The following is a 14350-nucleotide window of genomic DNA, read 5'->3' on the forward strand; positions in this document are numbered from 1 at the left end:
TCTGTTGGTACTTCAATTATAGCCGGTGGGGCTCATTTTGTCTTTAAAAAAGAAACATCCCTCGACCATTTTTTTTCAAAATCGGTCGAGGGATGTATTCATTTTAGGGGAGTTTTTTCCCAGCCCCAAAAGAACCACTTTCTGATATGGTTACTTCACTACAAACAACCATAGAAAGGGGTTCTCTCAGTGGTTACTTTACAAGAAAATGCCGTGAAATTCAACAATAACTTAATCGTTTCTCATGATGGTGGTCGTTTATCAAGTGATTCTGGCTTAGTACTAATCGATGAGTTAATGGATGCTTTTAAATTTACTCAGCTCTCTGAAGACATTGTTACATTTAATGACAGTCGTAAATATTGGACGCATACGAATCATAAGATTTTGAAACAGATAATTCTACAATTTATAGGTGGTTATAATACTGATTCTGCTGCAAATATTTTACAGCATGATCCGGTATTACAGACGTTATCAATTGATGAGCCGTTGGCTTCTCAATCATCCATTTCTCGATTATATGATCGTGTAGAAGGTGAGACAATTAAGACGCTTCAAGTATTCAATCAAGCGTTAATTGACAAAGCCCGTCTGGTTCGCAACGATACAAATATGATTATTGATTTAGATTCTACCCATTCGGATACCTTTGGTCATCAAGAACAAACTGCTTACAACGCCCATTATGGAACGAATTGCTACCATCCTTTAGTGGCATTTGACGGCTTGACTGGCGACTTTTTAAAAGCCAAGCTTCGATCAGGAAATCAATACACTTCCAACGGGGTCAAAGAATTTCTTGAACCGTTATTGGAACATTATAACCAAACGATTCCAACCACTGATATTCTCGTTCGTGGAGACAGTGGTTTCGCGACACCGGATGTTTATGATTTATGCGACTTATACGAAAATCAGTATGTCATTCGGCTAAAGGCCAATAGGAATTTATATCGTTTAGCGGAAGAGTTTGTGTTCTATGATAACCATCATCCTTGGGATGAAAAAGAAGTCTATTATCATTCGGTTTCCTACCAAGCAGCTTCATGGTTCAAACCGCGTCGAGTGTGTATTCGTTCAACTCGAGAAGTAGGCGAACTCCTTTTTAAGCATTCCTTTATTGTCACGAATTTCTCAGAAAACATCTCAGCTAAAAGAGTGTTTGAAACCTACAATAAACGCGGTACCATGGAAAACTACATTAAAGAAGCCAAGAACAGCTTCTTCTTTGATAAAACAGATAGTCCCAGATTCATTGAAAACGAGGCCCGCATGATGATTAGCCTGTTGGCGTACAATCTGGTTAACTTCTTACGCACCTTGTGTTTTGAGCCAAAATCGAAAGGACTCCAAGTGGACACAATCCGTTTCCATCTATTCAAAGTGGCTGGAAAACTAGTCAGCACTGCAAGACAAATGTATTTAAAACTATCGATTTCTCATGTTCACCAACGAGAGTTTTATGCCGTATTCAGGAAAATCCAAAGGATTCGGCAACACATTTAAAGAACCTGGTTTATTAAAAAGAATTTAAATGGCCTAGGGAGAAGTGCGCCCAAAATTTGAGTTTGAAAAGTAAAAAGTCTCAAAATAATTAAATAGACCGAAAAAAATTAAATAATTAGGATAGAAAATGGAAAACGATAAAGAAAATATAACAATATTTAAAAACAGCCTCTGAAATTAGAGGTATGAATTATTCAGGACAGTATTAACTAATTTAAGTTTAAAAATAATGGTAAAAGCCATTTTCTATATACATCGATACATATATAGACTGCAAATTATTATCATCACTTGTGATACGGCTCATTCCGCATAATCCGAAAGGCCCGGTAGATTTGCTCTACCAGTATTAAACGCATGAGCTGGTGCGGGTAGGTCATTTTTCCAAATGATATGGTGGTGTCGCTGCGTTTCATGACGGCTTCGCTTAAGCCTAAAGATCCGCCGATAACGAAGACAATTTTACTGTTGCCGTGAATCATGAGCTGTTCGATTTCTTTGGCGAAGGATTCGGAGGTTCGTTCTTTTGACTCAATCGCTAATGCAAAGACATAGGCCTGATCCGGTATCTTGGCCAAGATGCGTTCCCCTTCCTTGTCTTTCACCTGAATCATTTCTGCATCGCTTAAATTTTCTGGTGCTTTTTCATCCGGTACTTCCACGACTTTTATTTTAGTGTAAGCTCCCAGGCGCTTCGTATATTCCTCGATGCCTTTTTTCAGATACTTCTCTTTCAGTTTTCCGACTGACACAATCGTGATATCCATATTGTTCTCCTCAATTCTTTCTTCTCAGATACTTTTCCCCATTATAACAATACTCCATTCCCGTTCCTATGAATAATTCACTATCCACACCCTCGGAGTTGTGATTCCGGGCTTTCCACATGTGCATTTCTGGTTTATCCACGCAGTTTCCACAGTTATACACAAAGTTATCCACATATCCACAATCCGTGTTCCCTTTTTTGTTCGTTATTCTCTTTTTACCGCTGATTTCCAGATTGTTTAAGATGAAGTTATGCACAGTTTCCCACAGGCTCTCTAAGTACTTCCTCACACTAAAAAACACTGTTATACCAACGTCTATAATATAATAAACGTTATGAAACGAAAAGTTACACACACCCTGTTTATTTATTGTGCATAACTATTTTGGAGAAATCCCGGTATGCCGGTATCGACCTGTGGATTATCCACAGCCGAACAGAATTATCCCCTCACTTTTCCCCATCCAACCCAATTAAACGTTAAATAGTTGTTCAGACTGTGAATTACTCAGTTTTCATGACAGTTCAGTTCCATAATGAAAAACGGTCAGGTCTGACCTTTTCCTAATAACACTATATTCAAAGCATATATCATCCTTTTTCGGTGATCTTCGGCAGACTCGCAGCTTCTCTATTTGCAAGTTTACCGAAGGTCGGTCATCTTAGGTCAGCTCACAGTCTCCAATTACCTCAGCATGCCAAAGTCATATCTCCTTAGGTAAACTCAAACCCTATTACTGCTGACTCTGCTGAAGTTCGCCAGACTTCGGTAAACTCCAGCTTGAACGGACTTCAGTTAACCGAACCTTAGCTGACTTCGGTTATCTCACAGAGAAGTCACCAATGACTTTACCCAAGCACCTCTCTCTTCGGTCAACTCAACTTCAGCATCACTGTGTGTACGCCAAACCTCATCCAACTTTGGCACGCTCACTAGCCAACCTCCACCCAGTCTGCCTAAGGGCACGCAAAATCCCCATTTTTAAGCACCAACCGCCTCCCTAACCACTCTCCCCATACAAAAAAACACAGCCCGGCTAAAGGCTGTGTTTACCTGTTAATTTTTACAATACCATATCTTCACTGCTGCGCATGCGGATTCGTGACGTGCGTCGTTCACCGTTACGATAATATTCAATTTCGACTTCTTCACCGATTTCGCTGTCGTATATTTCCTGTCTCAGTTCAATGCCATTTTGCACATCGACACCGTTAAAGGAAACAATCACATCATTCGCTTCAATCCCCGCATCTTGGGCTGCACTGCCTGTGGAGACTTCTGCAACCACAACGCCACCTTCCACATCTTCCGGCAGGTTCAAAATAGACTGCTGCTGCTGTGGTGAGACCATGGACAAGTCGACCATGGCTACTCCAAGGATGGGACGAATGACTTCTCCGTCCTGCTCGAGTTGATTGATGATATCAACCGCATCGTTACTTGGGATTGCAAAGCCCATTCCTTCAATCGTAGAGGATGAGATTTTCATAGAATTAATGCCGATAACCTGACCGGCAATATTAATCAGCGGTCCCCCTGAGTTTCCGGGATTAATCGCTGCGTCGGTCTGGATGGCCGTCATTTCCCAATCCATTTCGCCGTCCATATTAGTGTCAACAGGAACGGTTCGCTCAACTGCTGAAATGATGCCCGTCGTAACGGACGAAGCAAAGTTTGTACCCAGTGGTGATCCAATCGCAATCGCCGGTTCGCCGACGGTTAGATTTTCTGAATCACCGAATTCCGCTACCCCAGAAACCTCTGATGCATCAATTGACAGAACCGCCAAATCCGTCCAGACGTCGGCTCCAATGACAGTTGCTTCAACCCGGTTTCCGTCTTTAAACATTACTTCTATCGTGTCTGACCCTTCAATAACGTGGTTGTTGGTGAAGACGTAAGCCGTTTCGCCGTCCACTTTATAGACCGCACCACTTCCGGTTCCCGCCTGAAGTAGATTCTCTTCCTCATCTTGCTGCGTTTCCGTTTCACCGTACCAGCCCCATGGACTGTCGCCCATCCGTTGCAGATTAATGATGGAGACGACTGATTCGTCTACTGCGTCCACGGCATCGGTGATGCCTGAAGAGACATCGACACGCATTTCTGAAATTTGCACCTGTCCGTTGTCATCAACTGTTCCGTTCTGATCCGGTTCATCGCTTTCCTGAGTCAGGGCATCACAGCCTGCTAAAACGGAAGATGTTAAAATTAAGGCAAGTAAGGACTGCCATTTAAATTTACTCATAATAATTCCTCCTACTGGTAACCTATTACACTATAATATAGCATTGTTTAATGTTTTTTTAGTGAATAAATCTTAAAGCTTTTCATAGCTTTAGTTTAGCATATTTTCCATTATTTCAATATTGTAACGGGCTTTACATATAAAAAAGGCAGCTTTCTTCTTCACTTTTTCCCATCAAAAAAGACTGACAAGGAAAGCATCGCGCGCTTCCCTTATCAATCTCAATAAGTATTATAATGTAAACAAGCCGCAGGGTTCCACCGGGTCCGTATCAAACAGTTTAAATGTCTGGTTTACCCCTGTGTCTTTCCTGAAAAGAATGTCTTCGACTGTATCGTAGGCAATTTCTTTGACGTTGTTTTCTCGGCTCAAATGGCCCAGGTAGACACGCTTCGTCCGGTCACCAACTATTTCAGCCAAGGCTAGTGCACCGTCTTCATTGGATAAATGCCCTTTATCTCCGATAATGCGCTGCTTCAATGACCACGGGTATTTACCCATGCGCAGCATACTTAAGTCGTGATTACTTTCAAATAAGTAGGCATCTGCATTTTTAACGTAATCTCGCATTCGGTCACTGACATAACCTGTATCAGTCAGCATGACAAAGCGTTTGTCGTTCTTTTGAAAAGTGTAAAACTGTGGATCAATCGCATCATGCGATACCCCGAAGCTTGAGACATCAATGTCCCCCATCGTCATTGTCTTGTCGATGGAGAAATGATGCTTCTGTTCAGTTTTCAGCTTGCCTAGTTTCGGTTCCATGGCCTGCCATGTCAATTCATTCGCATAAACGTCCAGATTATACTTGCGGGCCAATATGCCCACGCCTTTAATGTGGTCACTGTGCTCATGAGTGACGAGTATGGCATCCAAGTCTTCTGGTTTGCGGTCGATTTTATGCAGCAGTTCAATCGCTTTTTTACCGCTGAAACCGCAGTCGACCAGTATCTTCATTTTATCGGACTCTACATACGTAATGTTTCCCGTACTGCCGCTTGCCAGTACACTTATATTCAGTCCTGATTCTTGTGCTTCCATCATGAAACGAATCCTCTTCTCTCTGCTTACTCCTTGTCTATCTTACAACACGGCTTGTCTAAGAATCAAGGTCTCCGGGAAGTCGTCACAATACCGTTGGATTTATTTCTTATCTTACTCTTCATCGTCATCTTCATCCAGATCAGGATCGACCGGCATCACCGGCTCGGTTGGTTCCTGAATAATGGAACGCTCGAACGCATCGACTCGTAGCACGCGTTCCCCACTTGAATCCGTTACAGGAACGTACCAAATCGGCCCGTACATGCTTAAGTCTTCCAGGTAGAGTGTTCGCTGATAAGATAGAATGGGTTGACCGACAATGGAATTGGAGCTGATTTCGTTATTTTGAAACAGCGTCTCAATCGCTTGACGGTCCGTGATGATATCCAGCGCACTTCCCTGGGTCGTCATCGGTCCGGCATAACTCTGCTGGTAGGAAATGATGTTGCCATCACCCCCGTAAAAGAGTGAAATTTCAGATGTGCCGTCTGCAACGGGAATCCCATTCACCTCTTGTGCAAAGACAAAGCGATTTTCGACCTGGTCATAGCGCAGAAATGTGTATTCCTCTCCAAATAGCACAGCTGAGCTATCCATAAACTCGTTTAATCGTTCAAAGTCTTCGTCAGTAAATCCTTCTTCGGGTGACCCTTCAATTTCAATGGGATCGGACAGAATACTGTTATACAAAGTGCCGTCCTGTGCAATAGATCCCGCCTGATTCTCCAGCTGGTCGACATTGTCTTCCAGCAAGGTGTTGCGGTCCGCCTGGACATAATACACTTGATTGTCTTCTTCCGTTAGATTCGGCAGTTCAATGCCAATCTGTTCCATTTCCCTTAGAAGGTTGACTTGGTCCGGCGCTGTCGATGCATACTGAAGGTCACTTCGGTTTAAAAAACTGATCAGCAGATAAATATTCAGCAGCAAGAATGTCATCAGGAAGATGTTCTCAATTTTTTTAAAGTCCATTGTGTGCTTCCTCCTGCAGTTGAATATAGCGGCTTAGTTCATACCAGATATCGTCTGACTGAACATACCAGTTTGGCTCGAAATGAACCACTCGACTGTCTTCTTCACTTTGAATCCAGGTTAATCCGACACGAATATTTTGAATACCCTCCAGGCCTTCTCCGATGCCAGCCAGGTTTTCGGCCACTTCAGTTCCGCTTGGCAGGGTTTTGGTGCGTTCTCCCGTCAGTGCCAGTGGTGTTTGCACAACTCGCAAAGGCAGGCGCAGGTTAGTCAATCCACTTTCAACAACTGTAACAAGGACACTTGACTCCTGCTGCTGATGACTGAAGACTGGTTGCCCCTGGATGTATCGCTGAAACACGACTTCATTCGTAGCCGGGGTGAACCCTTCATAGTGAACCGTTTCTGTCCAGTTCTCAATTTGTCTGAGTTCCTGGAAGCTACTGGTCAGCCGTTCGCTGAACGTCATTTGTCCCATATCTGTTCGCTGCCGGATATAGGTCAGCGTATTATTGGAATCATTGATTCTCACTTCAGTCGTCAGATCAATATAGCGAAGGGTCTGACCCGTCCGTCTCGCATCGACTTCAGATGTATCGGTGAAAAACTGATTGATATACAGATTGTTTGGCAGACGTTCAACCAGATAATCCTGGTACTCGACATCAACTTCTTCTATCGGAAGGTAGATGAGGTCTTCGCCCACTTCAATCGTTTCAACTTCAGTAAACTGGTTATTTGCTCCATAGAGCAGCTCGTTGACCGTTTCTTCGGTAAAACTCGATTCATCTACTGAATAATACAATTCATTTGTGCTGTCAAAAAATACAACCTGTTCTGGATTGTCACGGTTCATGAATAAACGCGTGAAGGTCCGGTTTTCATAATCAGTCGGCAGGTCATCAAAAGCAGCTTCGAACAAACCAAAAGGAATCGGTGCACCAAAGAGGAATTCAACCCATTCGCCTGATGACAGATTTTCTCTATAGGCTTCTCGGCTGACACGCTGAGGATTGGCTACTTCTCCAAATGCCATGGAATTGAAATGTTCTTCAATCCAGTCGCTCATTTCATGCGTGTCGATTTCCAACTTTGTTTCACTAAGTGAACGGTGCCAGATGATTTGGTTTGGTGAAAATACCTCTGTCATGGTTCGATCAACAAGGGAAGCCGGTACAGCCCCACTTCCACCAGACGTCGGTTCACGAAGCTCTCCTCCGGCTGTCCATAACTGAAAGCTCAGAAACAGGCTGAGGGCAATCAGTACAGTCAGTAAAACGTGTTTTATATTGGACCAGCTCATAACCACTCATCCTCCTCTTCAAATGGCACAAAGGGAAGGGAAAGATAAAAGGTCGTGCCTTGTCCTTCCGTACTTTCCGCCCAGATTTGTCCACCGTGCTGTTCGACCACTTCTTTAGAGATGGCCAGACCTAAGCCACTTCCACCCATTGCACGTGAGCGGGCACGGTCAACCCGGTAAAAGCGGGAAAAAATTTTGTGCAGGTCTGCTTTAGGAATCCCCATGCCCTGGTCACTGATGCTGATAACTACATGATCGGCATCAACGGTCATCCGACCCGTGATGGTCCCGCCATCCGGTGAATACTTGATGGCATTGTTCATGATATTGTCCAGCACCTGAATCATGCGGTCCGGATCAACTTCTACAAAGACTGCATCCTTAAGCAGTTCTTTTTTAATCTGATAATTCTTACCCTGATACTCCGTTGAATGAATCAGCATTTCAAAACGGTTCAGTACATGATCGACCATTTCTGTCATATCCACTATTTCAAGGTCCAAGTTGCTCTTGCCTGAATCAATGCGTGACAAGTGCAGCAGATCCTGAATCATCCGAATCATCCGGTCCGTCTCATTTTGAGTGACGGCCAGGAAACGGGGTGCCAGTTCAGGGTCTTCCCATGCGCCGTCAGCCAGCGCTTCGATGTAACTTCTCATACTGGTCAGTGGGGTGCGCAGTTCATGAGACACGTTCGATACAAACTGCTTACGCTCTTCGTCGATCCGTTCCTGCTCAGTGACGTCATGCAGCACGCAGACAATTCCGCTGATAAAGCCTGACTCTCTTTGAATCAAGGAGAAAGAGGCTCTCAAAATAATCGGCACACCTTTTTTAGTGGCGTTAATCAGATAATCTTCCTGCTTTTCAAGAATGGTTCGCAGCGTAATGTCTTCTTCGACATCCAATACTGTCAGCAGATTTTCACCGCTTGCTTCTTCTTCTGACATGTTCAGCATCGTCTGAGCCATATCATTGATAATAATAATTTTTCCGCGCCTGTCGGCAGCCACAACCCCGTCGGTCATATGGGTCAGGACACTGTTCAGACGGCGTCTTTCCGCATCAATTGATTCCTGGGCTTCCGCTACATCATCAGACAAATCATTGATTAGCGAGGCCAGCTGACCCAGCTCGTCTTCTCCGTACACTTTCAGGGTACCTGAATAATCACCGTCTGCAATCTGACGGGTTTGAATCTGCATTTCCTTAATCGGTTTCGTCAACGCGCGGGAGACCATGTTGGCCAGAATAAGCGAAAGAATAATAGCGACCGCACTCGACTGCAGAAATATCCAGGTAATTTGGGAAATCTGATTATAGACTGTTTCAATATTGCTTTCCATTAAGATGGCACCAAGAAACTGCCCGTCTTCTCCAGCAGAGTAGACCGGTTCGACCACTTTCCAGCGCCGGTTTGACGTCACCGGATCAATAACTTGTCTGGGCACCGTCGTTTCTGACAAGAGGGCCTGTCTGACATCCATATCATCCGACAACTGTCCGACAATATTCTGCTGGGTACTGTCACTCGTTCCGATGACAATCAAGTCCTCATTCACCACTTGCAGCTCGGTAATGCCGTTTCCGGAAAAATCCGCCAGTAGGCTGTTGATTTCCTGTATCGGATCAACATCATTGTCTTCCCCATTGGATTCCAGTTCTAGAAAAGGCATGATGGTGCTTTCCAGAAAGTTCATCTGTACTTGACGGTCTTCCTGGAAATTGGCGATGAGCTGTCTTTCAATCTGGGTAATAAAATTCGCCCCGATTAGCTGCAGGGCGAATACAAGTAAAAGCACGATAACAAAGACAATCTTTGTATTTATAGACTGGTAAAAACGTATTTTTTTCTTCATAAATTACTACTTCTCCTGTTGTTCAGGACTTCTCAGGTAATAGCCTACTCCTCGACGCGTCACTAAAAATGTCGGGTGACTTGGGTTGTCTTCGATTTTTTCACGCAGACGTCTGACCGTCACATCAACTGTTCGGACATCCCCAAAGTAATCATAACCCCAAACCGTTTCCAGCAAGTGTTCACGCGTCATCACCTGACCGATGTGTCTGGCCAGATAGTGAAGCAGCTCGAACTCGCGGTGAGTCAGTTCGATGGTATCGCCGCGCTTAGACACAATATAAGCATCCGGGTGAACAATTAAATCGCCCACTTCGATGTCATTCGTTTCTTCTTTAACAGGTTCGGTATTCTGCAAAGAAGACTGGCGTCTCACGTTTGCTTTAACTCGAGCCACCAGTTCTCTATTAGAGAACGGCTTCGTCACATAATCATCTGCACCGAGTTCCAGACCCAGAACTTTGTCAATTTCCTGATCCTTGGCGGTAACCATAATAATTGGCGTATCTCTTGTCTTGCGTACCTCACGGCAGACTTCCAGTCCATCCATTTTCGGCAGCATCAAGTCTAGAACAATCAGATCCGGATTTTCTTCTTCCACTTTCTCTACGGCTTCTTCACCGTCATAGGCGGTAATAACCTCAAAGCCTTCTTTTTCCAAATTAAACTTCACGATATCTGAAATCGGCTTTTCATCGTCAACAACTAGTATTTTTTTCAAAAGTGTTCCTCCTCAGAAACAGTATACGTGCATTCATTGCGTGAATCCGTTCCATTAGATTATACCTTACTCTCTGAACGGGTTCAATTTTAGACCAACTTTCTTTTGTTTCTGCTCATTTTTCTTCTTCTAAATGAACGACTAAAGCGACTGTTTCGTTTGCCAATGCTTTACGATTTGCTTTCAGCTCCAGTGACTTAACGGTAGGATGCTCCAGTACAATGACTGGGATAACCGGATGAAAGCCTTTGTCTTCCAACAGCTGTCGGTCAAAGGTTGCCAATTTCTGCCCTTTTTCGACTCTCATGCCTTTTTTTACAAAGGTATGGAACCCTTCGCCATTCAACAGAAGCGTATCAATACCTATATGAATCAGTACTTTTATTCCCTCGTCGTTTTCAATATAATACGCATGCTTTGCATCTGCGACTTCAATTAATTTCCCGCTTAAGGGCGCATAAACCACTTCTGAAGAAGGCATCATCGCAAAGCCGTCTCCAATCATTCTCTGCGAAAACAAATCATCCGGCACTTCTTCAATTGACATAATCTCGCCATCAGTTACTGCACAGACGGTAAAAGTGTCAGTCGATTCATTCCCACTTTCCTCATGCACGCCAAACTCGTCTGATTGATTGCTCATTTTTTTCTCCTTTTAAGTGAAACTCCTTATAGATGCTTTTATTCTAACAAGTAAAGCCGTTTCAAGCAATCTCTTTCGGTCATAGCGTTTTGGTTGGTGTTCCCAAGCCTTCGTGGTATTCTAATTATATAAACGCTTATGATTTGAATCATTGGTAAAAGGAGGGGCAATATGGAATTGGGTTATATTGTTTCACTCATTATTCTCGGGGTTTCTCTCATTATTTTAATTGTCATGGGATTTCTAGCTATGAAAAAAATGAAGCCCACGCTGAAAAATATTGAAGAAACACAAAAAACAGTAGAAGGCCATGTCGAACATTTCACTAATGAAGCGGAAGCTATTCAGACAAAAGTGGATCACATCATGGCTCGAGTGGAATATACTCAGAACATTTCAGAAATGAAGCTGCAGCGCTTTGATGATTTTCAGCACTATGCCGAAAGTCTGTCTCACTCACTTCAATTTCTGAAGGAACACGGAAATGAATACTCTAAAGGGGCCGCTGAAAACACCCTGAACGAGCTTCGAACTGACGGACCGCGTCTGGCGAAAACGTTCAAACTTGCCTTCAGTAAGACGATGGAGAAACAGAAACAGCGCAAGCATAATGAGGATTATGCCGATTTACCCGCAGTAGTCAATAATCAATTAGTTGAAAGGTAGGAGAAGACTATGCCAAAAGTAAGTTTAACGAAAGCCGTATTAATGAGTGCTGCTTCAGCCTTTGCCGCTTTAGTATTTGCCCCTAAAGACGGAAAAGCATTCAGAGAAGACCTGAAAGAAGAAGCCATTAAGATGAAGGACACTGGGGGAGAAAAAGCCCATGAACTGGTGGAGGATTTCAAAGCCTCTTATATGGAGGCGGAAAAAGAACTGGAATCTGAACAGGCTAAACTCGATGCCAAACAGGCAAAATTAAGCCAGACTATCGAAGAAATCGAAAGAGACCTAGCCATGAGCGAAGCTGAAAAACAGCAGGATACAGTAGTTGACCCTGCAGCAGCCAGTCACGCGGTATATGACGATGAAAAACTGGGTGACGTTAAAGACACGCCACTTGAACCGGAACATGACCAGGCTATTCCTAAAGATAAAGTCGATGAAGCATTGAAAGACAATTACCTGTCCGACGATGACGACTTTAAGCTGGACAAAGACAACATGGACGATGAAGAAGAAGCATCCATGAAGGTCAATCCAAACGACTAAAGATTAGAATATGAAAGACTCTGTGCAGGTGATGCACAGAGTCTTCTTTTTATGTACAGGCCATTTTGATTACGTACAGATTGGAAGATATTCATTCTTCAGATTCAATGTGTGGATTGAAGGATGATTAACTCGTACATAATCATCCTTCAGCTAATATTTTTTTCGTGAAGGATGATTAATCAGAGATAATCATCTTTCACATTTTTTATAAGCTTCGAAAGACGATTAAGTGGCACATAATCATCTTTCCAAAGATTTATAACTGCGAAACATGATTATCTCGCACGTGACACTTTTTCAGACACTATACTCTCCCTATCTTCTTCTTTTCTCAAAACAAAAGCATCAAAACCGGCTTCTGTCCGGCTTTGATGCTTCAACTTGCTTTATTTTACGGCTTTCTTCACCCAGACGGAAATCGATTCCGCATTGACCGGGAAAGTGGCCGTTCCGTTCTCATCAATCTCTATTTCTTCGTCTCTGTTTTCCAATAGGTCTACGTAGACTTCATGTGCGTGCAAATCACCCACATGCATTTCCTTAAAGCCTTCATCTCCATTGGACATGATAACGGCACAGCCATCCGGGTGCTCGTCATTTCCAGTACGGGTAAAACCGATGCAGTTGCCGTGATCCAGATAGTTGTGCTGTTCTCCGTAGGCAAAATTCTTTCTGGCATAGAGCAGTGTATCAATGATGCTTCCACAGCCGTCATAGTCCACATCTCCACTGTAGCCATAGTAATCACTGTAAAACACGCACGGATAGCCGTAGTGGCTTAGCAGAATAAAGCCGTATGCCAATGGTTTGAACCAAGGTTCCACGTAGGATTCCAGTGCCTGATTCGGCTGGGAATCATGGTTTTCAACAAAGGTTACCGCCTGCTCGGCATTGGACTTGTACAGTGTTCCATCCAGAAGGCGTCTCAAATCAAAATCGCTGTGCTGCTTTGATGCTTCATGCAGCGCGTAATGGAAGCGGACGTCCATCATGGAAATGGAGTAATCGTGTTCTTCCAGGTAATCTTCCAGATCCTTGTAGCGCTGATGCCAGTACTCGGCCACAAAGAAAAAGTCTTCTCCATGGACTTCCCTGACGTCTTCGATCAAGTCTTTCATAAACTGGTTATCAATATGTTTCACGGCATCCAGACGAATCCCGTCTACCTTGGTTTCTTCTATAAACCAGTGAATCCATTTTTTCGTTTCTTCCACGACTTCTGGATGACTGTAATCAATATCTGCAAACATCAGATAGTCGAAGTTTCCAAATTCTGTCGACACATGTTCATCGGGTGCCCAGCCTTTGCCTTCTCCCTCGATACGGTAAATTCCCTGCTCGCCTGAGATAGTATCATCGGATACCCCTGAAAAATGGTACCAGTGCCATTCAAAGTCAGAGTACTTCCCTTCTCTTCCCGGAAACGTAAAATGCGTCCAGGACTCTATTTCACGTGTTTCATCAATCGCTTCATGGCGATTGTCCTGACTGACCGGTGTCGCTTCAAATCGTTCAGTATCATCGGCAGCTGCCTTGTGGTTCAAGACAACGTCCGCATAGACATGTATATCCTGTTCATGGAGGGCATCAATGGCTTCCAGCAGCTCTTCTTTTGTACCGTATTTTGTCCGGACGGTTCCTTTCTGATCAAATTCCCCTAAGTCATATAAATCATAAATACCGTAACCGACATCATCCGAACTTGTTCCTTTAAAACAAGGCGGAATCCAGACCGACGTTATGCCAATCTCTTTCAGATGGCTGGCGTTTTCTTTCAGACGCTTCCAATGTTTGCCGTCATTTGGCAGATCCCATTCAAAATACTGCATCATTGTCCCATTCATGCTTTTTCTCCCCTTTGCTTTCCATACAGACTATTGTGCACTGTATCAGTTAATTTTACCCTTTACTGTCATCATTTACAAAAAATAACCCTTTATAAGAAAACCTCGGGCAAAGTTCGCCCGAGGACTCTTTATTATCTGCTGACCTTTTTATTTTTGTGTTCTATTGTCATATACGATCCCCGTGTGACTTACAAAGTATTCTGGAATCATTTCACCA

At 43.6% G+C, this 14350-nt stretch carries 12 protein-coding genes; 3 read left to right on the top strand and 9 right to left on the bottom strand.

Annotated features, from left to right (window positions below; translation table 11 throughout):
* Positions 1-189: 189 nt before the first annotated feature.
* Positions 190-1509, top strand: coding sequence for an IS1380 family transposase (locus ACYVLS_RS10130; RefSeq protein ID WP_346024907.1), 1320 nt, complete (start codon positions 190-192; stop codon positions 1507-1509).
* Between the two features lie 287 nt (positions 1510-1796).
* Here ACYVLS_RS10130 and rlmH read toward each other — a convergent pair whose 3' ends face one another.
* The 8 genes from rlmH to ACYVLS_RS10170 form a co-directional block, all read right to left on the bottom strand.
* Complete coding sequence (gene rlmH / locus ACYVLS_RS10135; protein WP_460324163.1) at positions 1797-2276, bottom strand: 23S rRNA (pseudouridine(1915)-N(3))-methyltransferase RlmH; 480 nt, start codon at positions 2274-2276, stop codon at positions 1797-1799.
* A 1066-nt stretch (positions 2277-3342) separates the two neighbouring features.
* A complete protein-coding gene (locus ACYVLS_RS10140; protein ID WP_460324164.1) occupies positions 3343-4527 on the bottom strand; it encodes a S1C family serine protease in 1185 nt (394 codons plus the stop codon).
* 231 nt (positions 4528-4758) lie between these two features.
* Positions 4759-5568: an MBL fold metallo-hydrolase gene (locus ACYVLS_RS10145; protein ID WP_460324182.1), complete on the bottom strand. Its 810-nt coding sequence runs from the start codon at positions 5566-5568 to the stop codon at positions 4759-4761.
* A gap of 114 nt (positions 5569-5682) precedes the next feature.
* Positions 5683-6543 carry a two-component system regulatory protein YycI gene (locus ACYVLS_RS10150; RefSeq protein ID WP_460324166.1) on the bottom strand — a complete coding sequence of 287 codons (861 nt, stop codon included), beginning with the start codon at positions 6541-6543 and terminating at the stop codon, positions 5683-5685.
* The gene (locus tag ACYVLS_RS10155; protein WP_460324168.1) at positions 6533-7849 is read right to left on the bottom strand and encodes a YycH family regulatory protein; all 1317 of its coding nucleotides are present in this window, start codon (positions 7847-7849) and stop codon (positions 6533-6535) included. The genes ACYVLS_RS10150 and ACYVLS_RS10155 overlap by 11 nt, the downstream gene beginning before the upstream one ends.
* Entirely contained in the window at positions 7846-9708 is a 1863-nt protein-coding gene (gene walK / locus ACYVLS_RS10160) for a cell wall metabolism sensor histidine kinase WalK (RefSeq protein ID WP_460324170.1), read from the bottom strand. The genes ACYVLS_RS10155 and walK overlap by 4 nt, the downstream gene beginning before the upstream one ends.
* Before the next feature lie 6 nt (positions 9709-9714).
* Entirely contained in the window at positions 9715-10428 is a 714-nt protein-coding gene (gene yycF, locus ACYVLS_RS10165) for a response regulator YycF (RefSeq protein WP_460324172.1), read from the bottom strand.
* Between the two features lie 115 nt (positions 10429-10543).
* A complete protein-coding gene (locus ACYVLS_RS10170; RefSeq protein ID WP_460324174.1) occupies positions 10544-11071 on the bottom strand; it encodes a PTS sugar transporter subunit IIA in 528 nt (175 codons plus the stop codon).
* 171 nt (positions 11072-11242) lie between these two features.
* Between ACYVLS_RS10170 and ACYVLS_RS10175 the strand changes: the two genes are divergently transcribed.
* Complete coding sequence (locus ACYVLS_RS10175; protein ID WP_460324176.1) at positions 11243-11737, top strand: DUF4446 family protein; 495 nt, start codon at positions 11243-11245, stop codon at positions 11735-11737.
* 9 nt (positions 11738-11746) lie between these two features.
* Positions 11747-12283: a hypothetical protein gene (locus tag ACYVLS_RS10180; RefSeq protein ID WP_460324178.1), complete on the top strand. Its 537-nt coding sequence runs from the start codon at positions 11747-11749 to the stop codon at positions 12281-12283.
* A 389-nt stretch (positions 12284-12672) separates the two neighbouring features.
* On the opposite strand, the gene ACYVLS_RS10185 is transcribed toward ACYVLS_RS10180, so the two are convergent.
* Positions 12673-14130, bottom strand: a complete 1458-nt coding sequence (locus ACYVLS_RS10185; RefSeq protein ID WP_460324180.1) for an alpha-amylase — start codon at positions 14128-14130, stop codon at positions 12673-12675.
* Positions 14131-14350 lie beyond the last annotated feature (220 nt).

The sequence above is a fragment of the Alkalibacterium psychrotolerans genome, from assembly GCF_054784355.1.

Bases quoted from the DNA above. Each gene is read 5' to 3' on its own strand.
- ACYVLS_RS10145 (WP_460324182.1), bottom strand. From the start codon at position 5,568: ATGGAAGCACAAGAATCAGGACTGAATATAAGTGTACTGGCAAGCGGC.
- walK (WP_460324170.1), bottom strand. From the start codon at position 9,708: ATGAAGAAAAAAATACGTTTTTACCAGTCTATAAATACAAAGATTGTC.
- ACYVLS_RS10150 (WP_460324166.1), bottom strand. From the start codon at position 6,543: ATGGACTTTAAAAAAATTGAGAACATCTTCCTGATGACATTCTTGCTG.
- ACYVLS_RS10180 (WP_460324178.1), top strand. From the start codon at position 11,747: ATGCCAAAAGTAAGTTTAACGAAAGCCGTATTAATGAGTGCTGCTTCA.
- ACYVLS_RS10185 (WP_460324180.1), bottom strand. From the start codon at position 14,130: ATGAATGGGACAATGATGCAGTATTTTGAATGGGATCTGCCAAATGAC.
- ACYVLS_RS10140 (WP_460324164.1), bottom strand. From the start codon at position 4,527: ATGAGTAAATTTAAATGGCAGTCCTTACTTGCCTTAATTTTAACATCT.
- rlmH (WP_460324163.1), bottom strand. From the start codon at position 2,276: ATGGATATCACGATTGTGTCAGTCGGAAAACTGAAAGAGAAGTATCTG.
- ACYVLS_RS10155 (WP_460324168.1), bottom strand. From the start codon at position 7,849: ATGAGCTGGTCCAATATAAAACACGTTTTACTGACTGTACTGATTGCC.
- ACYVLS_RS10170 (WP_460324174.1), bottom strand. From the start codon at position 11,071: ATGAGCAATCAATCAGACGAGTTTGGCGTGCATGAGGAAAGTGGGAAT.
- ACYVLS_RS10175 (WP_460324176.1), top strand. From the start codon at position 11,243: ATGGAATTGGGTTATATTGTTTCACTCATTATTCTCGGGGTTTCTCTC.